Origin of the sequence: Halorubrum sp. PV6 (assembly GCF_003990725.2) — an archaeon.
Classification (GTDB): Archaea; Halobacteriota; Halobacteria; order Halobacteriales; family Haloferacaceae; genus Halorubrum.
This window is the reverse complement of sequence record NZ_CP030064.1, coordinates 1387640-1412637: the sequence shown is the minus strand read 5'-3', so window position 1 is coordinate 1412637 and position 24998 is coordinate 1387640. Positions and strand designations below refer to the sequence as shown.

30 protein-coding genes and 2 pseudogenes are annotated in these 24998 nt (G+C 69.4%); 10 read left to right on the top strand and 22 right to left on the bottom strand.

Going from position 1 to position 24998, the window contains the following annotated elements:
• Nucleotides 1–34: 34 nt before the first annotated feature.
• From DOS48_RS20855 to DOS48_RS20840, 4 genes are all read right to left on the bottom strand, one after another.
• Entirely contained in the window at nucleotides 35–1090 is a 1056-nt protein-coding gene (locus DOS48_RS20855; RefSeq protein ID WP_127117571.1) for an ABC transporter permease, read from the bottom strand.
• Entirely contained in the window at nucleotides 1083–3053 is a 1971-nt protein-coding gene (locus tag DOS48_RS20850; RefSeq protein WP_127117570.1) for an ABC transporter permease, read from the bottom strand. The genes DOS48_RS20855 and DOS48_RS20850 overlap by 8 nt, the downstream gene beginning before the upstream one ends.
• Complete coding sequence (locus DOS48_RS20845; protein ID WP_127117569.1) at nucleotides 3050–4096, bottom strand: ABC transporter ATP-binding protein; 1047 nt, start codon at nucleotides 4094–4096, stop codon at nucleotides 3050–3052. Before DOS48_RS20845 ends, DOS48_RS20850 begins: the two co-directional genes overlap by 4 nt.
• Nucleotides 4097–4240: 144 nt before the next feature.
• Nucleotides 4241–4756, bottom strand: coding sequence for a CNNM domain-containing protein (locus DOS48_RS20840; protein WP_127117568.1), 516 nt, complete (start codon nucleotides 4754–4756; stop codon nucleotides 4241–4243).
• A gap of 400 nt (nucleotides 4757–5156) precedes the next feature.
• Here DOS48_RS20840 and DOS48_RS20835 point away from each other — a divergent pair.
• A pseudogene (locus DOS48_RS20835) lies at nucleotides 5157–5561 on the top strand (hypothetical protein); the annotation flags it as partial.
• A 132-nt stretch (nucleotides 5562–5693) separates the two neighbouring features.
• Here the strand turns inward: DOS48_RS20835 and DOS48_RS20830 are convergent.
• Entirely contained in the window at nucleotides 5694–6176 is a 483-nt protein-coding gene (locus DOS48_RS20830; RefSeq protein WP_127117566.1) for a VOC family protein, read from the bottom strand.
• Between the two features lie 84 nt (nucleotides 6177–6260).
• Nucleotides 6261–6710 carry a DoxX family membrane protein gene (locus DOS48_RS20825; protein WP_127117565.1) on the bottom strand — a complete coding sequence of 150 codons (450 nt, stop codon included), beginning with the start codon at nucleotides 6708–6710 and terminating at the stop codon, nucleotides 6261–6263.
• Nucleotides 6711–6779: 69 nt separating this feature from the next.
• Here DOS48_RS20825 and DOS48_RS20820 point away from each other — a divergent pair, with 69 nt between their 5' ends.
• Entirely contained in the window at nucleotides 6780–7169 is a 390-nt protein-coding gene (locus DOS48_RS20820; protein WP_127117564.1) for a helix-turn-helix domain-containing protein, read from the top strand.
• A 56-nt stretch (nucleotides 7170–7225) separates the two neighbouring features.
• On the opposite strand, the gene DOS48_RS20815 is transcribed toward DOS48_RS20820, so the two are convergent.
• Nucleotides 7226–7558 (bottom strand): hypothetical protein, encoded by a 333-nt coding sequence (locus DOS48_RS20815; protein WP_127117563.1) that lies wholly within the window; start codon nucleotides 7556–7558, stop codon nucleotides 7226–7228.
• A gap of 101 nt (nucleotides 7559–7659) precedes the next feature.
• Here DOS48_RS20815 and DOS48_RS20810 point away from each other — a divergent pair, with 101 nt between their 5' ends.
• Nucleotides 7660–8121 carry a hypothetical protein gene (locus tag DOS48_RS20810; RefSeq protein WP_127117562.1) on the top strand — a complete coding sequence of 154 codons (462 nt, stop codon included), beginning with the start codon at nucleotides 7660–7662 and terminating at the stop codon, nucleotides 8119–8121.
• A gap of 40 nt (nucleotides 8122–8161) precedes the next feature.
• Here DOS48_RS20810 and DOS48_RS20805 read toward each other — a convergent pair whose 3' ends face one another.
• From DOS48_RS20805 to DOS48_RS20780, 6 genes are all read right to left on the bottom strand, one after another.
• Nucleotides 8162–8620, bottom strand: a complete 459-nt coding sequence (locus tag DOS48_RS20805) for a DUF5804 family protein (RefSeq protein WP_127117561.1) — start codon at nucleotides 8618–8620, stop codon at nucleotides 8162–8164.
• 51 nt (nucleotides 8621–8671) lie between these two features.
• Entirely contained in the window at nucleotides 8672–9874 is a 1203-nt protein-coding gene (locus DOS48_RS20800; RefSeq protein ID WP_127117560.1) for a methionine adenosyltransferase, read from the bottom strand.
• Between the two features lie 117 nt (nucleotides 9875–9991).
• Nucleotides 9992–11113, bottom strand: coding sequence for a pyridoxal phosphate-dependent aminotransferase (locus tag DOS48_RS20795; RefSeq protein WP_127117559.1), 1122 nt, complete (start codon nucleotides 11111–11113; stop codon nucleotides 9992–9994).
• 25 nt (nucleotides 11114–11138) lie between these two features.
• A complete protein-coding gene (locus DOS48_RS20790; RefSeq protein ID WP_127117558.1) occupies nucleotides 11139–12203 on the bottom strand; it encodes a DUF5821 family protein in 1065 nt (354 codons plus the stop codon).
• A gap of 47 nt (nucleotides 12204–12250) precedes the next feature.
• The gene (locus DOS48_RS20785) at nucleotides 12251–12991 is read right to left on the bottom strand and encodes a methyltransferase domain-containing protein (protein ID WP_127117557.1); all 741 of its coding nucleotides are present in this window, start codon (nucleotides 12989–12991) and stop codon (nucleotides 12251–12253) included.
• Nucleotides 12988–13389, bottom strand: a complete 402-nt coding sequence (locus tag DOS48_RS20780) for a nascent polypeptide-associated complex protein (protein ID WP_127117556.1) — start codon at nucleotides 13387–13389, stop codon at nucleotides 12988–12990. The genes DOS48_RS20785 and DOS48_RS20780 overlap by 4 nt, the downstream gene beginning before the upstream one ends.
• Before the next feature lie 177 nt (nucleotides 13390–13566).
• Here DOS48_RS20780 and DOS48_RS20775 point away from each other — a divergent pair, with 177 nt between their 5' ends.
• Nucleotides 13567–14340, top strand: a complete 774-nt coding sequence (locus DOS48_RS20775; protein WP_127117555.1) for a creatininase family protein — start codon at nucleotides 13567–13569, stop codon at nucleotides 14338–14340.
• A gap of 5 nt (nucleotides 14341–14345) precedes the next feature.
• On the opposite strand, the gene DOS48_RS20770 is transcribed toward DOS48_RS20775, so the two are convergent.
• Together DOS48_RS20770 and folP are read right to left on the bottom strand one after the other, a co-directional pair.
• Complete coding sequence (locus DOS48_RS20770) at nucleotides 14346–15029, bottom strand: 6-hydroxymethylpterin diphosphokinase MptE-like protein (RefSeq protein ID WP_127117554.1); 684 nt, start codon at nucleotides 15027–15029, stop codon at nucleotides 14346–14348.
• Nucleotides 15030–15215: 186 nt separating this feature from the next.
• A pseudogene (gene folP / locus DOS48_RS20765) lies at nucleotides 15216–16429 on the bottom strand (dihydropteroate synthase).
• Nucleotides 16430–16637: 208 nt separating this feature from the next.
• On the opposite strand from folP, the gene DOS48_RS20760 reads away from it, so the two are divergent.
• Nucleotides 16638–16868 carry a hypothetical protein gene (locus DOS48_RS20760; RefSeq protein ID WP_127117553.1) on the top strand — a complete coding sequence of 77 codons (231 nt, stop codon included), beginning with the start codon at nucleotides 16638–16640 and terminating at the stop codon, nucleotides 16866–16868.
• A 6-nt stretch (nucleotides 16869–16874) separates the two neighbouring features.
• Here the strand turns inward: DOS48_RS20760 and DOS48_RS20755 are convergent, their stop codons facing one another.
• A complete protein-coding gene (locus DOS48_RS20755) occupies nucleotides 16875–17447 on the bottom strand; it encodes a DUF192 domain-containing protein (protein WP_127117552.1) in 573 nt (190 codons plus the stop codon).
• Between the two features lie 93 nt (nucleotides 17448–17540).
• Between DOS48_RS20755 and DOS48_RS20750 the strand changes: the two genes are divergently transcribed.
• From DOS48_RS20750 to DOS48_RS20735, 4 genes are read left to right on the top strand one after another with little or no spacing between them, the layout of a single operon-like run.
• The gene (locus tag DOS48_RS20750) at nucleotides 17541–18125 is read left to right on the top strand and encodes a hypothetical protein (RefSeq protein ID WP_127117551.1); all 585 of its coding nucleotides are present in this window, start codon (nucleotides 17541–17543) and stop codon (nucleotides 18123–18125) included.
• Nucleotides 18122–18952 carry an RNA methyltransferase gene (locus DOS48_RS20745; RefSeq protein WP_127117550.1) on the top strand — a complete coding sequence of 277 codons (831 nt, stop codon included), beginning with the start codon at nucleotides 18122–18124 and terminating at the stop codon, nucleotides 18950–18952. Before DOS48_RS20750 ends, DOS48_RS20745 begins: the two co-directional genes overlap by 4 nt.
• Nucleotides 18953–18954: 2 nt before the next feature.
• Nucleotides 18955–19644 (top strand): AzlC family ABC transporter permease, encoded by a 690-nt coding sequence (locus tag DOS48_RS20740; protein ID WP_127117549.1) that lies wholly within the window; start codon nucleotides 18955–18957, stop codon nucleotides 19642–19644.
• Nucleotides 19641–19994 carry an AzlD domain-containing protein gene (locus DOS48_RS20735; protein ID WP_127117548.1) on the top strand — a complete coding sequence of 118 codons (354 nt, stop codon included), beginning with the start codon at nucleotides 19641–19643 and terminating at the stop codon, nucleotides 19992–19994. The genes DOS48_RS20740 and DOS48_RS20735 overlap by 4 nt, the downstream gene beginning before the upstream one ends.
• Nucleotides 19995–20026: 32 nt before the next feature.
• Here the strand turns inward: DOS48_RS20735 and DOS48_RS20730 are convergent, their stop codons facing one another.
• From DOS48_RS20730 to DOS48_RS20720, 3 genes are all read right to left on the bottom strand, one after another.
• Nucleotides 20027–20407, bottom strand: a complete 381-nt coding sequence (locus tag DOS48_RS20730) for a hypothetical protein (RefSeq protein WP_127117547.1) — start codon at nucleotides 20405–20407, stop codon at nucleotides 20027–20029.
• 65 nt (nucleotides 20408–20472) lie between these two features.
• On the bottom strand, nucleotides 20473–21093 hold the full coding sequence (engB, locus tag DOS48_RS20725) for a GTP-binding protein EngB (RefSeq protein ID WP_127117546.1): 621 nt from the start codon (nucleotides 21091–21093) through the stop codon (nucleotides 20473–20475).
• Nucleotides 21094–21153: 60 nt separating this feature from the next.
• Nucleotides 21154–21864, bottom strand: coding sequence for a DUF4013 domain-containing protein (locus DOS48_RS20720; RefSeq protein WP_127117545.1), 711 nt, complete (start codon nucleotides 21862–21864; stop codon nucleotides 21154–21156).
• Nucleotides 21865–21975: 111 nt separating this feature from the next.
• On the opposite strand from DOS48_RS20720, the gene DOS48_RS20715 reads away from it, so the two are divergent.
• Nucleotides 21976–22803 (top strand): 5-formyltetrahydrofolate cyclo-ligase, encoded by an 828-nt coding sequence (locus tag DOS48_RS20715; RefSeq protein WP_127117544.1) that lies wholly within the window; start codon nucleotides 21976–21978, stop codon nucleotides 22801–22803.
• A gap of 66 nt (nucleotides 22804–22869) precedes the next feature.
• On the opposite strand, the gene DOS48_RS20710 is transcribed toward DOS48_RS20715, so the two are convergent.
• The 3 genes from DOS48_RS20710 to DOS48_RS20700 form a co-directional block, all read right to left on the bottom strand.
• Nucleotides 22870–23076 carry a hypothetical protein gene (locus DOS48_RS20710; protein ID WP_127117543.1) on the bottom strand — a complete coding sequence of 69 codons (207 nt, stop codon included), beginning with the start codon at nucleotides 23074–23076 and terminating at the stop codon, nucleotides 22870–22872.
• A gap of 181 nt (nucleotides 23077–23257) precedes the next feature.
• Complete coding sequence (locus DOS48_RS20705) at nucleotides 23258–24352, bottom strand: archaeosine biosynthesis radical SAM protein RaSEA (RefSeq protein WP_127117542.1); 1095 nt, start codon at nucleotides 24350–24352, stop codon at nucleotides 23258–23260.
• Between the two features lie 124 nt (nucleotides 24353–24476).
• Nucleotides 24477–24932 (bottom strand): hypothetical protein, encoded by a 456-nt coding sequence (locus tag DOS48_RS20700; RefSeq protein ID WP_127117541.1) that lies wholly within the window; start codon nucleotides 24930–24932, stop codon nucleotides 24477–24479.
• Between the last annotated feature and the right edge of the window lie 66 nt (nucleotides 24933–24998).

Sequence of the window (24998 nt, the reverse complement as noted above, 5' to 3'; positions counted from 1 at the left end):
TATACGTCTTTTATGTATGAGACGGGTGCCGACCTCACGCCTCGAACCCGTTCTCCGCGACGATGGCTCTGACGCCGACGTACGCGACCGCGGCGAGACCGACGTACGCGACCACGAGCGCCGTCGTCGTCGCGTCGGCGCTGTCGATCGCGAGCCGCGCGACCGCGTTCGCCGGCCCGCCCGCCATCGCCGTGGCGCCGCCGAAGAGGACGAGGACGCCGATCGAGTAGAGGAACTGCGCCGCCCGCCGGTCCGGCGCGAGCGCGGAGATGGCGAGCGCCAGCGCGACGACGAGCGTCGTGAGCCCGGTCATCAACGCGAGGATCGAGGGGACGTTGGCCACGGGCGTCCCGTTGAAACGCAACAGCAGCAGCCACAACAGCGCCTGTCCGGGGGCGATCGCGACCGCCGCCAGCGCCTTCCCGTCGACTATCTCCCCGAGCGTGACGGGGGCGACGCGCAGCAGCTCGAAGGTCCCTTCGTCTAGCTCCTCCGTGATCGAGTCCACCACGAGCGACCCCGAGATGAACACGGGCAGGAACACTAACACGGGGATCAACACGGTGTAGGTGAACGTGAAGTACGGGCTGGTGCCGGTGCGCTCGGGGAGCGGCAGCGGCGACTCGCTGAGGTGGTCGGCCCGGTCCGCCCGCTCCTGGCGCTCGTACGTCCGGAGCAGGTCGCGCAGTTGGACGACGATCACCGTCGTCTCGACGGTCGCGTCCGGGGCGGTGACCACCGCCGATATCCGGCCGTCGTCGTTCCGGTTGGCGACCACCACCGCGTCGGCCGCGTTGCGGTCGAAGGCGAGTCGGGCGGCGCCGGCGTCCTCGTAGCGCGTGACGGACGCGCCCTCGACTTCGGCCGCGGCGCGTTCGAGGTCGGCCACCGCGTCGCCGGCGCCGGCCACCTCGACCTCCGCGCCGCCGAGCGAGCCGGGGTCGTACATCGAGACGAGTCCGACGACGAGGAACGACGAGAACGCGGCGATGAACAGCTGAATGCCGATCGCGAGCAGGATCGTCTTCTCCGCGCGCAGCCCCGATAGCTCTCGACCGGCGATCGTCAGCCGGCTGCCGCGACTACGCATAGAGCCGCACCACCCCGAAGTTGTAGGCGGCGTGGATCAACGCCGCCAGCGCCAGCGTCAGGACGTAGTACGTCCGGTTCCGACTCGCGCCCACCGCGGCGAGGACGGTCGTGAACCCGTGGAGCAAAAGCGGCGCGAAGAACAGCCCCGCGATCGCGATCGCCGGGAGCCCTTCGACGCCCGCCACGCTCCCGAAGGCGGCGCGCCCGACGTACAGCTCCGTGAGCCCGACCGCCTGCACGACCGCCGTGGCCTTCTCGGCGAGGAAGAAGCCGACGGCCGACGCGCTCCCGACCGCGACGGCGACGCGGTCGCCGCGGACGAAAGCGCCGCGCTCGAAGCCGGCGTAGAGGTGGACGCTCTTCGCGAACTCCTCGATGAACGCGATGGTGACCAGGAGGACGGGGATCGACACCGTCACCGGGAGCGCGAACAGCAGCGCGACCGCCAACAGCTCGGCGACGAAGACGAACGGGACCGTACAGGCCGTCAGGAACGCGACGGGGGCGAGCGGCCGGAGACGACTCCACAGCGACGTCGCCGGAGGCGTCTCCCCGACCGCCGCGAGCCGGACCGCGAGCGCGTCGAGGAACTTCCGACCGACCGGCTTCTGGGTGAACATGTCCTCCTCGCGGTAGACGCCGAGACCGAGGCCGAAGAGCAGCGCCGCCCCGACCGTCATCGGCCCCGTCGAGAACAGTATCTCGCCGATGCCGACCGGCTCGCCCTGCAGGTCGAAGACGACGAGCGTCAGCGGCGAGACGAGCGCCACCGGCGTGACGTTCGTGAAGATGGCCGGGACGAACGCGTACGTCGTCAGGAGTACGCTCACGCCCACCGTGACGAACGTGAGCTCTTTGAACGACCGCGCGAACATCGCGCCGACGAAGGTGGCTCCGAGGAAGGTCATCGCCACCGGCAGCACGGCGACCACCGAGAGCGCTCCGCCGCCGACGGCGAGGGCGATGAGCGTCGTCACGACCGCCGCGACCGCGACGTACGGGAGGGTCTTCCCCGCGACGATGTCGACCGGCGAGAGCGGCGTCACGAGCAGCGGCTCCCCGCGCCTGTTCGTTCGCTCGTCGAGGATCGAGGAGCCGTACGCCTGGATGAGGAAGTTCATCGGCACGAGGAAGACGAACGCCAAGAGGAGCGAGACGAACGGGAACGGCGGCGATATCGACCCCGGCGACCCAACCGTGTCGGCGCGGAACGCCCCGCCGCCGACCGACGGGACCGCGAGGCCGCCGTCGCCGTCCGCGACGCTCCCGCCCGCGGCGTCGCTGCCGGCGGTGCCGTCACCGCCTGCGCCGCCGTCGTCGCCCCCGCCGTCGCCGCTCCCGCCGCCGCCCGAACCGGACTCTCCATCGCTCCCCCCACCCGCTCCGGAACCGGCGTCGCTATCGTCCCCGAGCGTCGAATCGGTTTCGAGCCCGCTCGTCCGACCGACGTACTGGAGCGTGACGGTGATCGGGAACGCGGCGGTCCGGTTCTCCTCGGCGGCCATCACTCGCTCGTTGTGCGCCGCCACCGCCTCGCGGAAGGCGGCCGCCGCGGCCTCCCCCTTCCTGCTGTTGCTGGCGAGGACGGTCACCGCCTCGGCGGTGTCGGGCGGGCCGCTCGTCACGATGACCAGATCGGCCGTGTCGCCGAGCCGTGCCCGTTGCGCGGGGACGCGCGTGAGCGACGGCTCGGCCTCGACGGCGTCGGCGTACGGGGTGTCGCGGTCGACGCCGACCCGGTACACGTCGCGGTCGACGTCGAGGCCGACGACGCCCGCCGCGACCCCTGCGCCGAGGACGCCGACCGCGACGAGGAGGAGCGCCAGCGCCGCGAGAGCGGTCCGGCGGTCGACGCCGCCGCCCGCCCGCGCCGTCTCCCACCGAGCGACCCGGAGGACGCGCCGGAGCCGGCTCGAAACCCCGCGAATGAGCCGCCGTGACCGACCCGGTCGTTCGCTCACTCGGCCTCCTCCGGCGGCTCGTCGGTCGGTTTCGTCGCGTCCGTCGCGTCGGCCGGTTTCGTCGCGTCCGTCGCATCCCCCGTCCCCTCCTCGGGCTCCGCCGCGCCGCCGGTGTACCGGCCCGGCATGGGCCGCCCGACGATGTCGAGGAACACGTCTTCGAGGCTCGGCTCTCGGCTGCGGATGTCGACGACGCGCCCGCCCGCTTCGGCGGCGGCCTCGCGGACCGCCTCGACCGCGTCCATCGTCGGGACGGTCGTCCGGAATCGGTCACCGACCTCCTCCGGGGCGGCGTCGGCGGCGCCATCGTCCTCGAACAGGGCGGCCAGCGCGTCGGTACGGGCCGGCCGAACGTCGGTGAACACGTGGTAGGCCGTCTCGCCGTGTCGGTCGCGGATGCCGTCGACGCTGCCGCGAGCGACGATGCGCCCCTCGTTCATCACGGCGACCCGGTCGCAGACGGACTCGACGTGATAGAGGTTGTGCGCCGAGAACACCACGGTCTTGCCCGTCTCGCGGAGTTCGCGCGTGAACGCGAGCACGGAGTTCGTCGTCACCGGGTCCAGCCCCGAGGCCGGTTCGTCGTACACCAACACGTCGGGGTCGTTGACGAGCGACCGGGCGATGGCGACCTTCCGTTTCATCCCCTTCGACATGTCGCCGAGGCGGCGCTCGCGGTGGTCGAGTTCGAGCCGGTCGAGTGCGGCCTCGATCCGCTCGTCGGCCGCCTCGCGCGGCACGTCGTACAGGTCGGCGAAAAAGCGGAGATAACTGAGCGGCGTCATCTCCTCGTACAGCGGCGACTCCTCGGGGAGGAACCCCAACTGCCGGCGCATCTCCGGGTCGTCGGAGGCGAAGCCGGCGACCGTGACCTCGCCGTCGGTGGGGTCGATGAGCCCGGCGAGTATCTTGAGCGTGGTCGTCTTGCCGGCGCCGTTCGGGCCGACGATGCCGAACACCTCGCCCTCTTCGACGGAGAAGTCGCTGTCGACGACGGCCGCGAAGTCGCCGTAGGTCTTCCGCAACCCCTCCACCTCGATCATGAATATCGAATGACAGCGCCCCCGTTTAAACCCACCTCCGCGGGTATCACCTCCGAGAACGGACCGCCGGTTCGCGACCGCACACGTCGGTGCCCCGTCCGCCCCGTCCGCCTCGTCCGCCGACCGATCGCCTCGCGTCCGGTGTCAGTCGGTGTACGGCGTCTCGATGTTCGCGTCGCCGCTGATGTAGGCGGTCATCCGCCGGGTGATCCCGTCGAACAGCGTGATGAGCGGCGAGAGAACCCGCTCTGTCAGCCGGATCGGGGACGCGACCCGCAGCGACCACGTCTCGGCGTTCCCCAGCCCGAACGCCTTCGGAACGATCTCGCCGAACACGATCACGAGCACGCTCGTACACGCGGTCGCCACCGCGACCGCGGCGCCGGAGGGTAGGTAACTGGCGACGAGCACGGTCAGGATACTGGAGATGGCGACGTTGACGACGTTGTTTCCGACGAGCAGCGTCACGAGCAGTCGGTGGGGGTCGTCGTGGAGTTCCTTGAGCACGCTCGCTCGCGGGTCGTCCGATCCGATCTGTTGGTCGAACCACTCCGCCGACAGCGAGAAGATGGCCGTTTCAGCGCTCGAAAAGAACGCACTGAGCGCCAAAAGCAGCGTCACCGTCGCGATACCGGTCAACCCGAGTGTGGCTCCGACCATGCGACGTATGCACGAACGAGGTCAAAGAGGGTGTCGACCGGTCAACGGCTCGGGTCGCGTGACAACCGCCGCGGGGCGCACGCCGAGACGCGAGCCGGTCACGAGCGGTGGCTCACGAGCGTCGCTGAGAGGACAGAGAAGGCCAGAAAATCTCGGCGTTCGCTACTCTTCTTCCTCTTCTTCGGTGAGGCCGCGGCCTCGTCGCCAGACTCCTTTCGCCGAGGTGTCGTTCGGTGCTGTGTGCGAGACGTCTTTCATGGTTTTGCGGTCGTCTGCCATCTTGCTACGCCATTTCGCGGATCCCTGTATCAACCCTTCGTGGAATGTGATAATGATACCTGATACCATATAAGGTATTAATATACTTCGGGTTAACTGCGCCGAGTCCGTTGGACGAATCGTGAATTACCGCGCTCAAGCCGGCAGCAAATCGAACGCGCGTTTCGATTCCGACGGCGAGTCGGCGTCGACGGTCGCTCGCGAGGGAACGACGCTCGCGGTGGGACGCGACGTCGCCGTCGGGCCCGCGGTCGCCGCTCGACGTCTCCGCGACACCGCCGCGTGGCCGGCCTGGGGTCCGGCCATCGACGCCGTCGAGAGCGACGACCGCTTCGTCACCCGCGGAACGACGGGTCGCGTCGAAGTCGGCGGCGCGTGGGTCCCGTTTCGGGTCACGGCCTGTACCGGGCGCCGCTGGGACTGGCGGGTCGGCGGCATCCCCGCGACGGGCCACCGGGTCGACCGCTACGCCGGCGACGCCGACCGCAGCCGCGTCGTCATCGAGGTGCCCCTCGTCGCGGCCTGGTAAGTGCCGGTCTGCCGGCGGGCGCTGGACCGATTCGCGCGGCTGGTCGAGTCCGAGCCGAGCGGTCACCCGAGCGACGCCGGCGCGTGAGCGCTGTCGACGGCGGTTCCGCTGGGGTCGTCCGACCCCGCTTCAGTCGCCGCCTTCCGCCGCGAACGGGTTTATCTCCTCGCTGCCCGGCTTTGCCTCGTCGTGGGTGAACCCCGGCCCCTCCGTCGCCAGCTCGAAGACGAGCCCGTCGGGGTCGCTGAAGTAGATGCTCTTGAAGTAGGTCCGGTCTTTCACCTCGGAGACGCGCACGCCCTGATCGCGGAGGTGCGCCTGCCACTCGCGGAGGGTCTCCTCGTCGGCGACGCCGAACGCGAAGTGGTGGCTCGCGCCCGGACCGGGGGCGCCCTGCGAGTTGGGGTACTCGAAGTACGTGACCGTGGTCCCCGGTTCGCCCTCGGGCGTCGACGAGAAGTAGTAGTGGGGCGTCCCCGGATCGTCGTAGTTTTGCGTCCGTTTGACGGTGTGCCAGCCGAGCGCGTCCTCGTAGAACGCGACCGTCTCGTCCATGTCGGTGCAGATGTTCGTCACGTGGTGCAGTCCGGTGGTGGGCGGCGCGTCGGTCATGGTCGTCTGTCCGGTGGTTGCGAGGTCAGTTAGTGATACTGGCGACGAATCGCCGTTCGAACGCCCGAAACGCGGCCGCTCGGTTTAAAAGAGGCCGAGGCCGACCGCGTACGGCCACGCGGTGCCGCCGACGGCGAGCAGCGCAAGCGCGGCGCCCGCGCCGTAGACGTTCTTCAGGAAACCCGTCATCTCGTTTTGCTTCTCCTCGGGGTCGTCGACCGACCAGAAGTCGTGCATGGTCACGGCGGAGACGAGCAGGAAGACGGCGAGCGCGCCGCCGGCGACGACGGGGAACGCCCCGAGGACGACGCCGAGCCCGCCCAAGAGCAGCACGAGACCGGACCCGATCACCGAAACGCGAGGCAACGGGAGCCCCTTGAACTTCGCGTAGCCGGCCATCGCGTCGAGGTCCATGAAGTGGTTCAGTCCCATGAACGCGAGCGTGGCCCCGAACAGGATCCGACCGAGCAGGAAGAGTTCACCCGCGAACGGGGTGTCGATCTGTAGCGGTAGCGTCGTGATTTCTGCTAACATCGTGTAACCACATATACGGACGTAACCTATTTATCGCTTCCCGGACAATTGGGTAAGTAGATAACATCGATGTCCTCACAGGAGCTCTCCGGAGACGACGCGGCGGAAGCGGGCGACACAGAACGCGACTCGACGGCGTCTTCGACCCTTGAGACGCCGTGTCCCGTCGTCGACTCGCTCGAACAGATCGGCTCGCGCTGGCGGCTCGTCGTCCTCCACGAACTGCTGAACGGCGAGTCGCGATTCAACGAACTCAAACGCGAGACCGACGCGAACGCCCGGACCCTCTCGCGCGTGCTCGACGATCTCCAAGAGACCGGCTTCGTCCACCGCCGGTTAGAGGAGGACTCGCCGGTGGCGACCTACTACAGTCTCACCGACAAGGGCGAGTCGCTCGCGCCCGTCTTCGAGGAGATAGAAGGCTGGGCTCACGAGTGGCTCGCGGAGTGTGACGCGTAAGAGCCGGGAACCGCTACTGCCGGTCGTTTCTGATCGAATCTCGGGGGCGTGGCGGCCTATCTAGCTTCCGTCGCCGACGACCCGACCGCGAACACCTGAAAAATCCCTGGCCACTCGTTTATAAGCAGTTGATGCTGACCCGTCGACGAACACCACCAAAGCCCCAGTCGCGAGGACTCGCGCGACTCGCTGCGGTTCTCACTCGGTCGCTTTCGCTCTCTCGTTCCGGTCCTTGCGTCGCCGTGCTTCGTCCTCGCGACTGCCCCTTTGAGTCCACCCGACAGCACCGCAACCACGCCCTCCCCATCCTCGCGGTTCGCGCTCCACGAGCGCTCACCGCTCCCTCGCGCGTGCTGGCTCACGACCGCCGCTTCGCTCCGGTCGCTCACAGGCACGCGCCACCGCGTCGAGTGTTATACCACGGCTCGGCACGGGCAAACGGCGCTCCGCCGGCGAAACGCACAGTACCCTCCGGACCGTACGATTTCGCGTGTACGCCGGACTGAAGAACACCCCCTGTTGCCTGTGCGGTCGCGACGACACCCACACCCGAATCGCGGTGCCCCCGCGGGCGCTCCGCCTCATGGAGAACGGCGACCCGATAGCGTGGCGCGACGTGGTCGGCACGGTGACGCTCCGGTTTTGCGCCGACGACTGGGACCTCGTGAGCGATCTGGCGATCGAGATGGACACGCACCCGCTCTCGCGGTGTAACGCGGCACACGTCTCCTTGGACCTCCGCGAAGACCACGAGGCGCTGCTGTCGGCGACGAAGGCGGAGACCGACCAGACGGAACTGGAGACCCGGCTCGAACGCGAGGCGGAGGCGACGCTCGATTCGGTCGACGACCCCTACACCGAAGAGCGCGACGTGGTCGAGGCGATAGTGGTGTTGCGCGCGCTGGAGGAACTGGGCGTTCGCGACCCGCCGAACGATCCGGTCGCGCCCTGAGGGACGCACCGCTCCCGGTCCGACGCGGTGTTTTAAAAGACTAGTTCGACGCCGAGAACTCCGATTCGCTCACCCGGACGACCACCGTCTCGTCGACCTCGCGGCGGTCGTACGCGGGCGTCTCGCCTTGCGTCCGCCGGACGTAGATCGGATCGACCGGCCGCCCGTCGACGAGCCCGTACACCTTCAGGCGCTGGTCCGTCTCCTCGGGCGGGACGGCCCCGTCGCGCACCTCGCGGGCGAGGTCGCGGGAGAGCCACTCGTCGGCGGAGACGGACGGCTCGCGGACGAGCGCCTCGTCGGCGAAGCGCACGAGGTACCAGTTGAGATCGTTTAAGAGGGAGACGGCCGCGCCGAGACTCACCGTCTCGACGGCGAGGCTGTTCTCGAACGGCTCCTCGATATCGTAGGTCGCGAGCGCGTCGCGAGCCGTCTCGCGAGACAACAGCTCGTAGGTGAGGTTCACGTCGGGGTCGCCGAGGAGACACACCCGCGTCACAGCGAATCTCACTCGGTCGGCCCCCAAATCGGTTGCGGTCGTTTCGCCCGCTCAGAACGTCGACACGTCGCCGTCGATGACGCTCCGGGTCACGTCGGTCACGTCGGCCAGTTCCTCGTCGATGATGGCGACGACCTCGTCTTCGATGTCGGCGATGTCGACGCCGTCCTCGGTGACGAGCTGGGCGTCGGCGACGTGCGGCTCGTCTATCGGCCGCCCGATCTGCGAGAGCAGTCGCACCTGCAGGTCGCGGATCCCGTCGACCTCGCCCGTGACGGACTCGGCGATCCGCGTCGAGAGGAGGTTGTATATCTTCCCGATGTGGTTGACGGGGTTCTTGCCGGAGGTCGCCTCCATCGACATGGGGCGGTTCGGCGTGATGAGCCCGTTGGCGCGGTTCCCGCGGCCCACGGAGCCGTCGTCGCCCTGCTCCGCGGAGGTGCCGGTGACGGTGAGGTAGACGGAGCCCTCCTCGTAGTCGTCGGCGGTGTTGACGTCGACGTTGACCTCGCGGTCGGTGTGCGACTTGGCGAGGTCGGTGACGTACTCGCGGACGCGCTCGACCGCGTCGGCGTAGTCGTCGAGGCCGTCGACGTACTCGTCGACCATCGCGGCCGCGACCGTGATGTCGATCTGGTCGCCCTCGCGTTTGCCCATGATCTTCACGTCCGGCCCCAGTTCGGGGTTCTCGGCGTGGTACGTCGTGTTGAGTTCGCGCTCGGCCTCGTACACGATCGCTTCCGTCTCGGTCAGGGGGGCGTGGCCGACGCCGAAGGAGGTGTCGTTGGCCATCGGCACCTGCTGGGTCTCCTCGCCGAACACGTCCTGGAGGTCGCCCGACCCTTCGCCGAGCCGTACGTCGACGATCACGTCGGTGCCGTACTCCAGTTCGGGGATCGTCTCGGAGAGGTACTCGCGGGCGGCCGCGAGCGCGGTCGAGTCGACCGGGAGCTGTTCGCCCTCGTACTCCTTCGTGGCGCGACCGACGATGAGGACGTAGAGCGGTTCGACGACCTCGCCGCCGCCGTACGCCGGCGCGGCGCGGCCGGCGACCAGCTGCGTCTCGTCGGTGTTGTAGTGGAGCACCTTGCCGACGCGGTCTAAGTACAGCTGCGAGAGCGCCCGCGACACCGACTCCGCGATCCCGTCGCAGATCGAGTCCGGGTGGCCGACGCCCTTCCGCTCGACGATTTCGACCTCCTGGTCTTCGACCGCCCGGCGGTCGAGACGGCTGACCTGTATGTTCCGGTCCATTACGCGCCGATACTTCGTCGGCGACAGTATAACTTGCGGAAACCTCCCGCCGCTAAGTAATGCCCTACAGTTATTTTATAAGCGGTTCCGACGGCGCGGTCCGGAACGTGCCCGCCCTCAGACCGACGCCTCGTACGCGGCCGCCATCACGTCGAGCGCCTCGCGGAGCTCGCTCTCGTCGGTCGCGTACGAGATGCGAGCGTGCCCGTGGCCGTGCTCCCCGAACGCCTCGCCGGGGACGACGACGACGCCGCGGTCGAGACACTCGTCGACGAACCCCTCGGGCACTCGCGGCATCGCGTAGAAGGCGCCCTGCGGCGTCGGGCAGTCGATCCCGATCTCCTCGAAGCCGTCGAGGAGGAGGTCACGCCGGCGCTCGAAGGAGGCGGTCATCTCGTCGACGACCCCGCGGTCGCCCCTGAGGGCGGCCTCGGCGGCGTACTGAGCCGGCGCCGACGCGCAGGCCTGCGCGTACTGGTGGACGCGCAGCATGCGCTCGACGCGCTCCGCCGACCCGTACACCCACCCGAGCCGCCAGCCGGTCATCGAGAACAGCTTCGAGGCCGAGTTGACGACGACGACGTTGTCCGTCTCGGTGAACTCGATCGGGGAGTAGTGTTCGCCGTCGAAGACAGTGTACTCGTACACCTCGTCGGAGAGACAGAGCACGTCGTGTTCGTCGGCGATCCGGGCGAACTCGCGCACGTCCGCCTCGGAGGAGACCGCGCCGGTCGGGTTCCCCGGCGAGTTCACCACGAACGCCTCGGTGTCGTCGGTGATCGCCGCCTCGATGGCCGCGGGGTCGATGGTGAGGTCGTCGCGGAGCGGGACCGGAACCGGCGTCGCCCCGGTCAGTTTCGTCAACGCGTCGTACGAGACGAACCCCGGATCCGGGATCAACACCTCGTCGCCGGCGTCGACGTGGGCCTCCAGGGCGATGTGGAGCGCCTCGCTCCCGCCCGCCGTCGCGATCACGTCGTCCGCGCCGAGGTCGATCCCCTGGTCCGTCCGGTGCTTCTCGGCGATGGCCTCCCGGAGCGACCGCGTCCCTTTGTTCTCGGTGTACGCGTCCGCCTTTCCGGACTCGATGGCGTCGACGGCCGCCTCGCGCGCGTGCGCCGGCGTCGGAAAGTCGGGCTGTCCCAGCCCGAGGTTGATCGCGTCGTCGCCCGCCGCCTCGAACACCTCGCGGATCCCGCTGATGGAGATCCGCTCGACTCGCTCGGAGAAGTTCGGCATACCCGTTCGGGGGCGCCGCCGGGAGTTAGTTCTTGCCACGTCGCGTCCGCTCCCACACCGGCCGCCGCCCGTCGCTCCCCGGCGGGCTCTCGACCCGCCCGTCCTCGTCGACCGGGAGCGCGAACCGCCCGCGGAGGACGCTCAGCACCTCTGTCGGCGTCGCACGGAGCAGCGCGTCGTCGACGGCCCTGAGCCGGAGCCGCGGCCGGCCGTCGCCGACGGGCACTTTGATCGCCTCGATCAGCCCCCGCCGGACCAGCCGCCGTCGGTCGTCGGTGAGGTCCTGTCCGGCGGCGACGCCGACGCGTTCGGCCTCGCGGCGCGTTCCGTCGCCGCCTTCGCGCGCCCCGCCAGCTGGCTGCGTCTCACCGCTTATCCATCGCCTGAGGTCCCACAGCAGGTGATCGTGGCGCGCCGCAAGCGCGACGAGGAGCGTCCGGTCGGTGAGGTCCCCGCTCCGCCCGAGCGCGCCGTACGGCAGCGCGTCGAGCGCCGCCGCCAGGTCGGTCGCGAACCGGTCGTCGAGCGTCTCGGCGGCGGTCGCGAGGAGCCGACTCCGGGCGGGCATCCCCACGGTCGCCGGCGTCGCCGACGCGAATCGGTCCCGGACCGCCCGACCCGCGGCCGCGACTCGCTCCGCTGTCTCCTCGGTCACGAGGGTTCGCGCGCTCGCCGGTCCGGCGACCGCGTCGACGCGGTCGGCCGACGCGAAGCAGGTCCGAGCGCCGCCGAGCGCGCCGGACCGAGGGCCGAGGTCGGCCGCGGTCCGGAGTTCGAGCGATCCCGTCGCAACCGCCTCGGCGACGGCGGTCCCGAGGACGAGCGCTCTGGCGAGCGGTTCGACGGCTCCCGGTCGGCAGGCGACTCGCCAGGTGCCGCCGGTCGTCTCGTCTCTCGCGGCGAGTATCGGTGGAAGCAGCGCCAGGGGAACGCCGACCACAACGACGTCTGACCGCCCGGTCAGCGACGACGCCACCGACTCGGCGAGTCCGTCGTCGAACTCGTCGAGCGCGGCGGCGACCGGGGGCCGACTCGCCGCGTCGCTCGCGCGGTCGCTGTCGGGGGCGTCGTCGCCGGTCGCCGGAGCCATACGCGAAGTGGCGGCGGAATCGGAAAGAACGTTGCGCCGGTGTCCGGCTACGGCCGGCGGCCGAACACGAGGTAGCCGGTGTGGCCGACGCCCGCGGTCGACGGGCGCGAGCCGCGGTCGGAGAAGTCCATCTCGCGTTGGATCGTTTCGAGCGTCTCGACGCCTTCGAGGCCGGCCTCGCGAGCGGCGAGCGCGGCCTCGCGGGTGCCCTCGACGAACGGCGAGTAGACCGCGAGGTTCCCGCCCGAGGCGAGCAGGTCGTTCGCGCGTTCGACGACCGCCGGAGCGTCGCCCGTGTCGAGTGTCAACACGTCGAATGGCTCCTCGTCGGCGAGCGCGTCCAGTTCCTCGGTGAGGTCGCCGGTCCGCACGTCGACGCGGTCGGCCACGCCGGCGGTCGTCATGTTGCCGCGAGCGACGTCGGCGAAGTCGGGATCGATTTCGTAGGTGGTCACGTCGGCGCCGGCGCGACCGAGGTACGCCGCGAGGATGCCGGTGCCGGTGCCGGCGTCGAGAACGCGGTCGCCGCCGGCGACGCCGGTGTGGCCCATCACGAGCCCAACGTCGCGGGGCATCATCGGGGCGCCGGTGCGTTCGAGGTGGTTGAACAGGTCCGGGCCGCGGAGTTCGCGGACCTCGAATTCGGTGCCGAGATGCGTCTCGACGGTGTCTCCGTCAGCGACGTCTTCCGGGACGTCCAAGACGCCGAGGTCGGTGCCGAACTCCTCGCCCGGTTCCAGCAGGTACTCCCGGTCCTCGTGGACCAGCAGGTACGCGGCGTCGGTCACTCCAGATCCGCGATCGCGGCCGCGAGGTCGCCGTCGGCGTCTTCGAGGGCCTCGCGGGCCGTCGACTGCGGGACGCCGGCGCGCTCGGCGACGAGCGCCACGTCCTCGTCGGGGATGCCCGCGTCGTCCGCGGCGGCCTCGTCGTCCGTCGCGCCCTCGACCGCCGAGGGACTCCCGCCGGCGCCGGCGTCGGCGACCGAGTCGGGCGAGCCGACGATCTGGTACGTCTCCTGACCCTGGGCGTCCATCTTCGTCACCTGCGCGCCGTCGAAGACGAGGTCGTCGCCGTCGGCCGTCTCGATGACGACCCGCTCGGCGTCGAGCTCCTCGACGTCGATCCCCATCTGTTTCATCATCTGTTTCATCTTACGCGGGTTCATGCCGCCTCCTCCGAACATACGCGCAGAGTCGGCGTGACGACACAAAAAGGGTGGCGACACGAGACGGGCGTCGGTCGGGGCGCGCGCCGACGCTTTCGCCGCTGTCCGCGACCGACGCGCCAGACCGCGATCACCGCTCCCGGCGAACGCCACCGAGAGAGCGGGGTTCATACGTCCCGGAACACGACAGAAGGTATGTATCTCGCCGACCACACGTGGCCGGAACTGGGGGAGTCGCTGTCGGAGCAGTCCGTCGCGCTCGTCCCGCTCGGCTCCACGGAACAGCACGGCCCGCACCTCCCGCTCGCGACCGACCACCTGATCGCCGAGGGGCTCGCGAGCGCGGCCGCCGAGGCGACCGGCGCCGTCCGAACCCCGACCGTCACCGTCGGCGTCAGCCCGCACCACCGGCAGTTTCCGGGGACGATGTGGGTCGACCCGCCCGAGTTCCGCGACTACGTCGAGTCGTTCACCCGCAACCTCGCGTACCACGGGATCGACCGCGTGATCTTCGTGAACGCCCACGGCGGCAACGTCCAACACCTCCGCGAGGTCGGTCGTCGGCTCCACGAAGACGAGACGGCGTACGCGATAGAGTGGATGTGGGACGAGTCGATCCCGGCGCTCGTCGACGACTTGTTCGAGCACAACGGGCCGCACGCGGGACCGAAAGAGACGGCGATGATCACGCACCTCGCGCCGGATCTGGTCCGAACGGACCGACTGGAAGACGCCCGCGACGACGGCCTCGTCCACCTCGACGAGTCGGACGCGGTCGTCCACGGCGCCCGGACCTTTTACGACGCGGTCGACAACTCCGCCAACGGCGCGTTCGGCGACCCGACCGACGTGACGCCGGAAAAGGCGGAGCGGCTGTTCGAGGCGGCGAGCGACCAACTCGTTCAGTTGGTCGAGTGGCTCGAAGCCCGCGACCGCGACGAACTGTTGCCGAAAGATCGCGTCGCGTAAGCGCGTTACTTAAAAAGCGGGTCGAGGTCGTCGCGGCGCCCGTCGAGAATCTCGAAGCGCTCGTCGCGGCGCCGCTCTAACCATCCTAAGAGCCTCGCGGCCCAGTCGAGTTTCCGCGCCTTCATCGGCCCGACCGCGGGGTCGTCGAAGTCCCACCCCGGAAACACGAGTCGCCCGGCGCCGACGTGGTCCGCGAGGAACGCGGCGCGGTCGCCGTCGGTGAACCCGCCGAGGTTCCGGACCGGGCCGACCGGCGCCGCCTGCGTCGTCGCCAGCGTCGCCGCGTCGTCGAACCGCGGCAGCCACTCGCGGACCGCGGGGATGTTGTCGCCGTGGGCGTGGGCCGCGACCGGGACCCCCTCGCGGGTCAGCGCCGCCGCCGTCTCGGGGTTCTTGTCGAGGTCGGTCACCATACAGTCGACGCCGACGCCGCGGTCGGACAGCACGTCGGCCGCCGTTGAGGCGGCGACGACCACGTCCGCCTCGCGAGCCATGTCGACGTCGTCGACGAGAGTGGGGGCGGCGCCGGCTATCGCGACCGTCTGTCCCCGCCAGTCGCCGAGTCTATCGAGGGTGAACGGCGTCGCGAGGTCGGCGGCGATGTCGCGGGCGCGCTCATCGGCGCCACGGCCGAAGCCGAAGTCGTCGAGAATCGCCTCGTAGACGGGTTCGAACGTCTCGAAGTTCACGCGTCGACCCCCGTGGCCGGGCGGCCGAGCGCCTCGGTGTGGCGCCGGGTCGATCGGGGCCACGGACGGCGCCGCCGCTGGCGGGTGTGAATATGATATGGGCCGGAGTGGCACAGAGTACCCCTACCCGCGTGCCCCTCCGGCGTCCACTGAACTGGTTGTCTACACGACGGCATAAACTTTCTCTTACTTGGAGCCGCCGGCTATCGGTTCGAGCGCGCCGTCGAGCGCGGCTGAAACGTCCGAAACCGCCGATCGCACGTCGTTCAGTCCGTCGGCGGTCCCGACGAGAAGCCCGGTCTCGCCGCCCTCGGAGGCGCCGCCGTCGGTCGCAGAGGCGCTCTCGGGGCCTCACGGGCCGATCCGGCGACGGCGAACGTGGCGCCGACACCCGGCTCGGCGGTCGCCGCCCGGAGCCCGCCGACCGCCTCCTCGGAGAGGCCGCGAATCTCGTACGTTCGAACGACGGTGTCATCGGCGACGGTCGGGTCTGCGGCGAGGCGGTCGAGGTGGCGGTCGGCCTCTCGCACCGTCGTCACGTCGAGTTCCTCGACCGAGACGGCGTCCGTCGCCGGCGTCTTTTTAAACCGGTCGCGGGCGAACGCGGCGCCGATCAGCGCGGCGTCCCGCGTCTCGGCGACGTCGTGGGTGCGGATCACGTGCGCGCCGCGCTCGACGGCCATCGAGGTGGCCGCGAGCGACACCGGAAGCGCCTCCTCGGTGGTCCGGCCGGCGATCGTTTTTAAGAAACTCTTGCGGTTGATCGAGACGAGCAGCGGCCGGCCGTACCCGCGGAACTCCCGCAGGCGGTGGAACGTCTCCTGGTCGTCCTCGTGGGTCTTCGCCTCGGACCAGCCGCCGAACGCGGGGTCGAGAATCGTCTTGTCCGTGAACCCGTTCATCGAGAGCGCCTCGTAGATGTCGTCGACGTCCTCGATGGCTCCCGGCCGCTCTAAGTCGGGAGGCGAGGCCATCTTCGAGACGGCCACGTCGTGTTCGCGGCAGACCCGCGGCATCTCGGGGTCGGCGAACCCGCAGATGTCGTTGACCATGTCGAACCCGCGCGAGAGCGCCGCGTCGGCGACCTCGTGATAGCGGGTCTCGATGGACCAGACGGCGTCGCCGGACGTCGACTCCAGCGTCTCGATGGCGGTGTCGAGCCGTTCGAGCTCTTGGTCGGCCGTGAGGACGTCGAGATCCTTGTTTGCCGATTCGAGGCCGACGTCGACGATGTCTGCGCCCTCGCCGATCAGCTCCTCGTCGACGTACTCGGCGGCTTCGCCCGGATCGTCGTACACGCTGGGGTCGTACGGCGACTCCTCCGAGACGTTGAGCACGCCCATGATCCGGGGCGGATGGTCGTCGCCGATTCCGAGTCCCGCGGCGTCCACGTTTCGCATACGATCAGCACGGGCGCGAGCGACATAAACGGGGGGAGTGCCAAGAGATGACACCACACGATCGACCGAGCGCAAGTCGGAACAGACGGCCGGTCGTCGCCGGCCACCGTGGGGCGATCATCGCCCCCTTCAGCGGCGAACGTGTCAGTGTGAGCCACGACGACAGGCGTCGGGCACGCCTTATTCGGCTCCGCGCCCAAGGTGTCGGATGGACACGAAATCCGAAGATCGACTGCTCAGACTTGCCGTGGCGGCCCTCCTCGCGACCATCGGCGGCGAACTGCTCGGGAGCGACCTGCTGATGACGGCCGCGTTGACCGTCTTCGCGCTCGCGCTCGTGGCCCTCTTTGCGGTCATGAGCGTCGTCCTCGTCGTCGGCGTCGCGCGGGAGTCGGATCTCCCGTCGTTCACTCCAGACCTGGCAGAGAAACCCCGATAGCCGACGCTACAGTTGGAAGGAGAGCGTGTCGCCGACGGCAACGTCGTTGCGTTCGGTCCAGCGATACGGCACCTCAAGCACGTACTGACCGGACCCTGGGTATCGCTGCTCGCTGCCGTCCTCGTCCGGCCCCGGCTTCGGGGCGTTGTGGATCCGGGTTATCGCCCGGTCGGCGTCGACGTAGACGATGTCGATACCGAAGCTCATCTCCGGCATGATGTACGTGAGCGACTCCTGTGGCGCGTCGTAGACGAACAGCATACCGGCGTCGTCCGGCAGCGAGGGGGCGGCGCTCAGTCCCAGAATCCGCTTATCGCGCGTGTCCGCAATCGCGGCGCGCACCGACCCGCGCGCCTCGCCGTCGGCCCCGGTCACCGTCACGGTCGCCGTCTCGTAGTCGGCGTACGTCCCGGCGGGCCACTCCCCCGCGGTTGCGTCGTTCGCGCCGCCACCGCCTTCGTCGCCGTCGCTCGCGCCCTCGCCGTCGGTCCCGTCTCCCGCCGGGGCTCGCCCGCCACAGCCCGCGAGCGCGCCGGCCGACGCGACACCGACCGCCGAGAGGATCCGTCGTCGTCGCATTGGGTCGCGTAGGTCGCCCGGTCGTATAGGCCCCGCGACGGGGGCGTTCGCGCGGAAGGACGCGCTTTTATTCGCGCCACGTGTAACTGGGGCATGGCGAAAGTGAGCGTCGGCCTCCGCGGATGGCGGTTCGACGAGACAGAGATATTCACCGACGACGAGGAGCTAAAGCCCCTCGACGAGATTCCCGAGGAGCCGCGGGAGCGACTCCTCCGACTCGTCAGCCTCGTCGAGGAGCCCTGCGACGTCTGCTACCTCGACCACGGCGAAGCGGAAGTCCACCGCTGTAACCAGGCCGAAATCGTCTACGGTGAGCCGAAAGGCGAGGTCCTGCTCTGTCCGGAACACGAACCGGACCTACTCTACTGGTTCCGCGAGGAGGGCGGAAGCGACCACGTCGGCTCCCTGGAGTTCGGCGACCGCTTCCACGAGTGGGTCGCCGCGGGCAACGAGGCGCCGGACGGGTACGAGTCGGTCGAACACGTCGACGAGGACCCCGACGGCCTCCCGGACCTCCCCGATCAACAGGACATCCAGGAACGCGTCGAACAGGACTTCGAAGGCGACCGGATCGACATCCTCGAACTGGCCGGGAAGTCGGCGGACGAGGGGGACGAACTGGACGAGGACGACCTCGGCGACGTCGACCTCTCGACCGACTACCCGTCGAACCGATGAGCGAGGGAGACGCGGTCGACGGCGACGGCAACACCGACGCCGACGCGGACTCGCGCACCCGCCGCAAACCCGTCGTGGTCGTCGTCGAACCGGAGACGCCCGGCAACGTCGGCACCATCGCGAGAGCGATGAAGAACTTCGGGCTCTCGGACCTCAAACTGGTCGACCCGCCGGCGCTCCCGGAGGACGGCGAGGCGTACGGGTTCGCCGGTCACGCCCGCGAGGACGTCCTCCCGAACGCGGACGAGGTGACCTTCGACGAGGTCGTCGAAAACTACCACACGGTCGGGACGACCGCGATCACCGGCGAGGACGACCAGAGCCACGAGCGGTTCCCGTTTAAGACGCCGGCCGAACTCCGCGAGTCGCTGCGGACCGTGGACGCCCCGACCGCTATCGTCTTCGGGCGGGAAGGGCGCGGACTCAACAACGAGGAGCTGTCGCGCCTCGACGAGGTGTGTTCGATCCCGGCGGACGACGACTACCCCGTCTTGAACCTCGGGCAGGCCGCCACCGTCCTCCTGTACGAACTCCGCGACATCACGGTCGACGAGACGCAGCTCCCCGACACCGCGGTCACCCGCGCTCCCGAACCCGACGTGGAGCGCTTCCACGAGTTCTTCGGCGAGTTCCTCGCGGCCGGCGGCCAGCGCGAACACGTCCGCGAGAAGAACGCGCTGTTGATGCGCCGGCTGCTCGGGCGCGCACACCCGACGGAACGGGAGATCCACTCGCTGCTCGGGACGTTCCGCAAGGCCACGACGAAGCTCGAACACGCCGACCACCTCGCCGCGAAACACGACGAACCGGTGTACCCGCGCGAGTGACCGTGGACGGACTCCCACTCGACCCCGACACCCGCGCCGGCGTTAGGGACGTCTCACCGCTGCTTCTCGGCATCATCCCCTTCGGGCTCGTCGCGGGCATCGCGGCGGTCAACGCCGGACTGGGGTTGGCCGAGGCGGTCGGGCTGTCGGTGATCGTGTTCGCCGGCGCCTCCCAACTCGCCGCTATCGAGCTGCTCGCACAGAACGCCCCGCTCGCGGTCGTGATCGGCACCGCGGTCGTGATCAACGTGCGCATGGTGATGTACTCGGCGTCCATCGCGCCGTACCTGGCGGACTACGGTCGCCGTTTCCGCGCGGGGCTCGCGTATCTCCTCACCGACCAGGCGTACGCCCTCTCGGTCGCTGAGTACGAGCGAACCCCGGACCGGACCCGGTGGCGCTACTACCTCGGCGCGGCCGCGACGCTGTGGATCGTCTGGCAGATCACGACGGTCGTCGGCTTCGTCATCGGCGCGGGGGTGCCGGACGCGTGGGGGCTGACGTTCGCGGTCCCGCTGGTGTTCTTGGCGCTTCTCGTCCCCGCCATGAAGGATCGCCCGACCGTCCTCGCGGCGGTCGTCGGCGGCGCCGTCGCCGTCGCCGCCGCCGGCCTGCCGATGAACCTCGGCCTGCTCACGGGGGCGGTCTCCGGTATCGTCGCGGGTCTCGCGACCGAGGTGATCGGCGGATGACGGGCGGCGCCCTCGTCGGCGGGTCGGTTCGGGTCTGGGTCGCCATCGTCCTCATCGGCGTCACGACCTACGGCTTCCGGCTCTCCTTTATCCACCTGTTCGGGCGGATCGACGAGGTGCCGGACGGGATCAAACGCCCCCTCCGCTACGTGCCGCCGGCGGTGCTGGCGGCGCTCGTCTTCCCGTACCTGATCTCGATAGAGCCGACCGTCGCCGCGACGCTGGCCGACGAGCGACTGATCGCCGGCGTCGCCGCCGGAGTGGTCGCGTGGCGCACGGAGAACGTGTTCGCGACGATCACGGTCGGGATGGCCGCGCTGTGGCTGTTTCGGTTCGTCGTGTTCGCCTGATCGACGCGTCCACGAGGTCGTTTTTAAATGCCTCACTCGCGTTGGCTCGCCGCGCGACGAGCGCGCAGCGCCGCGGCGACGCCAACGAGCACCGCGCAGGCGACCGCGAACGGGACGGCCGTGCCGACGCTCACCAGCCCTCGAACAGGGGGGACGGAGTACGAGAGGCTTGCCGCCGCGAGCAGGGCGTACCCGAACGCGGCGACGCCGAAAAGCGCCGGGCGAAGGCGTCCCGCTCGCCCGTATCGCACCCACGCCGCCGTCCCCGCCACGACGCCCGCGAGGAGTCCCGCGGGGAGCCCGACGATCGCCGAAAACGCGATCCGGGCCGCGAGCAGTTCGGTGAGCAGCCCGCCCACGACGACGGCCGTCGTGATCGCGACGCCGACGGTCGTGAGGTGGCGGCCATTCATGGACTCATCTCACAGGCGGGCTATTTATACTCCCCTCCGGATCGCAGCGCGCTGCTCGGTGTCGCTCAGGCGACGAACTTCAGGAGGTCGTCGCGGTTGTGGTCGTGGAACCGCGTCCGGAGACACTCCTCTAACGCGTCGATGTCGCCGCGCTTCGCACAGATCGGCGCGACGCGGTCGGACCACTGCTGCCAGGGCGGGTAGAGGCCGAGGCGGTCGCAGATCGCGTCGAGCCGCTCGTCGAGGTCGTCGATCTTGTCGGTCTTGTTGACGGCGACGATGGGCTCGACGCCCACGTCCTCTAAGAAGCCGAACATCTCGACGTCGTGGGGGATGTTCCCGCGCTCGGCGTGGCGGTCGATGATGTCGACGGCGGCCTTCCCGTCCATCACGACGACGCCGGCCAGAATCGAGTCGGCGTTGTCTTCGAGGTAGTGAACGATGTTCGTCTTGATCGCCTCGCGGTGCTCCTCTTCGACGCCGGACATGAACCCGAAGCCGGGCAGGTCCGTGAACATGAAGCTCTCGCTGGCCCAGTCGAAGTGGTTCGGCTGCCGGGTGACGCCCGGCTTACCGCCGGTCGAGAAGTCGTGCCCCGTCAGCTCGCGCATCAGCGTGGACTTGCCGACGTTCGAGCGTCCGACGAGGACGACCTCCGCGTCGCGGGCCGGCCGGTCTTCAAACATACCCGTACGTGGGCGAGTGAGCGGTTTAAAAGGCGCGTCGTGAACCGCCGCCGGTCCGGTTCAGAAGGCGGCGTCGTCGCCGACGCTTCCCGCGCTGCCGCCGGCCGGGCCGGCGTCGATGCGGTCGTTCACGCTCGCGAACGCCGCACCGAACATCCGGAACACCGCGACCTGCCCGTAAAACTGGACGAAGGGGACGAGCAGGAGGCCGACGACGGTTATCGAGAGGACCGCGGTGATGATCCACGTGACCACCGCGACGACGATGGGCATCAGCACCGCGACGAGGTACTCCGTGCTGAGAAGCGTCGGCTTCAGCAGGCTCACGTCGAACGCGGCGCTCATCTCGCCGCGGACGGCGTAGGCCGTCAGCCCGGCCGGGACCGCGTAGTAGACCAGAAACAGGACGGGGATGGCCGACAGCGCGAGCAGCACGCCGACCACGCCGATGAGCGCGCCGGCGTCGCCGCCGATTCCGGCGCCCGCGCCGAAGACGGTCGTCACGATGACGCCGTAGATGATCACCGGGACGATGACGTAGGCGAGCGTGATCAACGACCCGACGATACCCTTCACGAGGAGGTCACCCCACTCGTCGAACTCCGGCGGGACCTCGTTGCCGCCGACCGTCTGTTCGAGGACGCGGACGAGGTAGCCGACGACGACGAACGCCGGTAGGAGGAGCACCGAGAGGAACCCCAGCACGCCGCCGATGATGATCCGCCCGATCCAGTCGCCGCGAACCGGATACGAGAGTCCGTCTTCGAGCATGGGTGAATTCACACACATCTGATATATAAACGCCCCGATGGATCGGCTCTCGACCGACGGAGGCGGGGCCGCGGCCGTGGGCTACTTGCCGGGGCGGCCCCACCCTCTGGTATGGACAAACAGACCGCCCGCGAGGCCGTCTGGGACGCGTTCGACGCGGGCGATCAGGCCCGCTTCCCGTTCCCGCCACACGACCGGATCCCCAACTTCGCGGGCGCCGACGCGGCCTGCGAGCGACTGACGGACACCCCGGAGTGGGCCGCCGCCGAGACGCTCAAGTGCAACCCCGACGCGCCCCAACTGCCGGTCCGACGCGCCGCGCTCCGCGCCGGCAAGACGCTGTTCGTCGCTCAGCCGCGACTGCGCGACCCCGACCCGTTCCTCCGGATCGACCCCGACGACCTGGCCCACGCCGACGCCGACGATCCGGACGCGCCGACGGTCGACGACGCCACCACGGTCTCGGGCATCTCGACGCACGGGACCCCCGTCGCTCCCGAGGCGGTCCCCCACGTCGACCTCGTCGTCGCCGGGTCGGTGGGCGTCACGACCGACGGAGACCGGATCGGCAAAGGCGAGGGGTACAGCGACCTCGAGTGGGGTGTCCTCAGCGAACTCGGCGCGGTGAACGACGAGAGGCGGAGCCCCTCGGATGGTCGAGCGAGTCCACACCGGACGAGTCCAGACGACGCGACCACGGTGGCGACCACGGTCCACGAGCTGTCGGTGCTCGACGGGCCCGAGTCGCCGGTCGCCGACGCCCACCGCCTCGAACCCGACCCGCACGACGTGCCCCTCGACCTGGTGGTGACGCCCGAGCGGACGATCCGTCCCGACGCGCCGCGCGAGCGACCGTCCGGCATCGACTGGGACGCGCTCGACGAGGAGAAACTCGCGGCGATTCCGGTGTTACGAGAGCGCGCGCCGGAAAGAGCGTAGGGCGAACGGCGGGAGTCGCGAAGTAAGAAAACGGCGGGACCGACGATTCGTGACGGGGCGGCCGGCTCAGTCGGCTCGCGGCGCCTGCGTCGGCGCCGACTGCGTCGTCCGGTGGTCGGCGACGTGCCCGCACTCCGGACAGACGACTGTGCGCTCGTCGCCCTCGGTGACGATGAGCCACCCGTCAGAGATGGGGTTCTCGAAGCTACACTCCGCACAGAACAGGACCGACTTCTCACGTGAGAGCCGGTGTTCGCTGGCGTCTGCGTTCATACTATACATAACTAACTGGAGGTATAAGGCTCTTGTTCGACCTGATCGTTCGGTATGATCCGCGTTAGCACGACGTTTTATTTCAGAAATCCGCTTATTAGTGATCGATCGTTTGGGTGTGTGCGATATCCGTGATCGCTGTGGTCGGTCGTGAGCCGAGTCGATTGTGAGCCGAGCGCGACTACCGGGCGAGCGGCATGTTGTAACTCGTCTCCTCCGCCATCACGTACTCCCACGTCGCCTCGCACTCGCAGTCGACCTGCGAGAAGACGCTCGGGTCCTGTCGCTTGTCGAAGTCCTTGATCGCGGTCTGGACGCGGTCGTCGCACTCGCCGCAGTTGTGCGCGCCGCGGTCGGAGCCGTGACCGACGGGGTCGGAGACGACGATGGCGTCGACGTCCGCCGTCTCCTCTAAGACGTGCGCGACCGACCAGAGCCACGGCGGGCGGTAGCCGCCCTCGAAGAACAGCTCGTCGACCATCGTGTAGCGCTGGACGTTCGTCGGGTTCATCGAGACGGTGTGACAGCCGTCGACGGCGGCGCAGCGCCGGATGGAGTCGATCATGTCCGCGGCGGCCTCCGGCTCCGCGAGGAAGGGCGGCTTCATCAGGAGGTACGCCTTGATCCCCACGTCGGCGTCGAACTCGGCGTCCGCGGCGTCGGCCTCGGCGCAGGCGTCCTCGAAGTCGGCGAAGTCGAAGTACTTGTTCACGCAGTCGTGGCGCACGCGGTCGGTCGCCGTCTCCAGCCCGACCGCCACGTCGGTCGCGATGCCGTGGTCGGCGAAGTCGCCGATCTTCTCCCGGCTCACGAAGTCGGGGAGCGACTCGACGACGATCCGGTCGCGGTCCGCGAACGTCTCGGCGATGGCGCGGCGCGTCTCCGCGGGCACCTCGCGCTCGTCGAGGAAGGAGCCGGAGGTGTAGATCTTGATGAGTTCGGCGGGGGCGTCCGCGTTCTCCGTCTCGTGGTCGAGACACACGTCGATCTGGTTCAGCAGGGCCTCGTGGCTCACGCTCCCGCCCTCCACGGACTCGGCGACGTAGCCGCACATGGTACAGCCGCCGGCGCGGGCCCACCGGCAGCCGCCGGTGTTCAAGATGATCGTGAGGGAGTTGACGACGCCGTCGGGCGTGTTGTCCTCGTCTATCCACACGCGCGTCGGCTGCGTCGGGTCGTACGTCTCCGAGCGCTCGGCGCGGATGTCGCGCATCACGGCGTTGTGCGCGTCCATTCCGCGCCCCTGCTCGTACGCGTCGGGGCTCGGCTTACTCATTACCGGAGGAAGCGGGCGGGCGCGTAAAGCCGTGTCGTCACGCGCCGTCGGTGTCGTCACGCGTCGTCGGCGCGGCTCGGCGACGCCGTCTCGCGGATCGACCCGCAGCGACGCGCCTCGCCGGTTATTCGGTCTCGTCGTCCTTTTTACCCCGCGTCAGCGCTCGCACGGCCGACCTCGCCCGGACGAGCCCCACGACCCCGACCGCGCCGACCCCGTTGACGGCGGCGTCGCGCCACGCGAAGGACCGCCACGGGATCGGCGCCTGCACGAGTTCGACACCGAACCCGAGGGTGACGGACGCGGCGGCGGCGAGGAGGAGACCCCGCCGTCTCCGACCGAGCGCGCGACTCGCGAGGACCGTCAGGACCGCGTACCCGACCAGATGGAATGGGTCGGTGAGTCCGATTTCGAGTGCTCCGGCGCCGCTTCCACCGGCGGCGCCGTCGCCGGCCACCCACGAAACCGGAATCACCGAGGCGACGAGGAGCGCCAGCGCGAACGCGACGGTCCCCCGCCAGTCGGCGCTGGCGGGACGACCGGTGGTGTCGTCGTCTCGGCGTCGGTCGGCGGGAGACACAGCGCCCGTTCGCCGCGAGGGCAGTTATCGGTCACGGAGGCCGACCGGACCGCCTTCGGGTTCGGG

Excerpts from the sequence above, each read along its gene's own strand:
- DOS48_RS20855 (WP_127117571.1), bottom strand. The coding sequence starts at position 1,090 with ATGCGTAGTCGCGGCAGCCGGCTGACGATCGCCGGTCGAGAGCTATCG.
- DOS48_RS20845 (WP_127117569.1), bottom strand. The coding sequence starts at position 4,096 with ATGATCGAGGTGGAGGGGTTGCGGAAGACCTACGGCGACTTCGCGGCC.
- DOS48_RS20840 (WP_127117568.1), bottom strand. The coding sequence starts at position 4,756 with ATGGTCGGAGCCACACTCGGGTTGACCGGTATCGCGACGGTGACGCTG.
- DOS48_RS20830 (WP_127117566.1), bottom strand. The coding sequence starts at position 6,176 with ATGACCGACGCGCCGCCCACCACCGGACTGCACCACGTGACGAACATC.
- DOS48_RS20825 (WP_127117565.1), bottom strand. The coding sequence starts at position 6,710 with ATGTTAGCAGAAATCACGACGCTACCGCTACAGATCGACACCCCGTTC.
- DOS48_RS20820 (WP_127117564.1), top strand. The coding sequence starts at position 6,780 with ATGTCCTCACAGGAGCTCTCCGGAGACGACGCGGCGGAAGCGGGCGAC.
- DOS48_RS20800 (WP_127117560.1), bottom strand. The coding sequence starts at position 9,874 with ATGGACCGGAACATACAGGTCAGCCGTCTCGACCGCCGGGCGGTCGAA.
- DOS48_RS20795 (WP_127117559.1), bottom strand. The coding sequence starts at position 11,113 with ATGCCGAACTTCTCCGAGCGAGTCGAGCGGATCTCCATCAGCGGGATC.
- DOS48_RS20790 (WP_127117558.1), bottom strand. The coding sequence starts at position 12,203 with ATGGCTCCGGCGACCGGCGACGACGCCCCCGACAGCGACCGCGCGAGC.
- DOS48_RS20780 (WP_127117556.1), bottom strand. The coding sequence starts at position 13,389 with ATGTTCGGAGGAGGCGGCATGAACCCGCGTAAGATGAAACAGATGATG.
- DOS48_RS20775 (WP_127117555.1), top strand. The coding sequence starts at position 13,567 with ATGTATCTCGCCGACCACACGTGGCCGGAACTGGGGGAGTCGCTGTCG.
- DOS48_RS20760 (WP_127117553.1), top strand. The coding sequence starts at position 16,638 with ATGGACACGAAATCCGAAGATCGACTGCTCAGACTTGCCGTGGCGGCC.
- DOS48_RS20755 (WP_127117552.1), bottom strand. The coding sequence starts at position 17,447 with ATGCGACGACGACGGATCCTCTCGGCGGTCGGTGTCGCGTCGGCCGGC.
- DOS48_RS20750 (WP_127117551.1), top strand. The coding sequence starts at position 17,541 with ATGGCGAAAGTGAGCGTCGGCCTCCGCGGATGGCGGTTCGACGAGACA.
- DOS48_RS20745 (WP_127117550.1), top strand. The coding sequence starts at position 18,122 with ATGAGCGAGGGAGACGCGGTCGACGGCGACGGCAACACCGACGCCGAC.
- DOS48_RS20735 (WP_127117548.1), top strand. The coding sequence starts at position 19,641 with ATGACGGGCGGCGCCCTCGTCGGCGGGTCGGTTCGGGTCTGGGTCGCC.
- DOS48_RS20730 (WP_127117547.1), bottom strand. The coding sequence starts at position 20,407 with ATGAATGGCCGCCACCTCACGACCGTCGGCGTCGCGATCACGACGGCC.
- engB (WP_127117546.1), bottom strand. The coding sequence starts at position 21,093 with ATGTTTGAAGACCGGCCGGCCCGCGACGCGGAGGTCGTCCTCGTCGGA.
- DOS48_RS20720 (WP_127117545.1), bottom strand. The coding sequence starts at position 21,864 with ATGCTCGAAGACGGACTCTCGTATCCGGTTCGCGGCGACTGGATCGGG.
- DOS48_RS20715 (WP_127117544.1), top strand. The coding sequence starts at position 21,976 with ATGGACAAACAGACCGCCCGCGAGGCCGTCTGGGACGCGTTCGACGCG.
- DOS48_RS20710 (WP_127117543.1), bottom strand. The coding sequence starts at position 23,076 with ATGAACGCAGACGCCAGCGAACACCGGCTCTCACGTGAGAAGTCGGTC.
- DOS48_RS20705 (WP_127117542.1), bottom strand. The coding sequence starts at position 24,352 with ATGAGTAAGCCGAGCCCCGACGCGTACGAGCAGGGGCGCGGAATGGAC.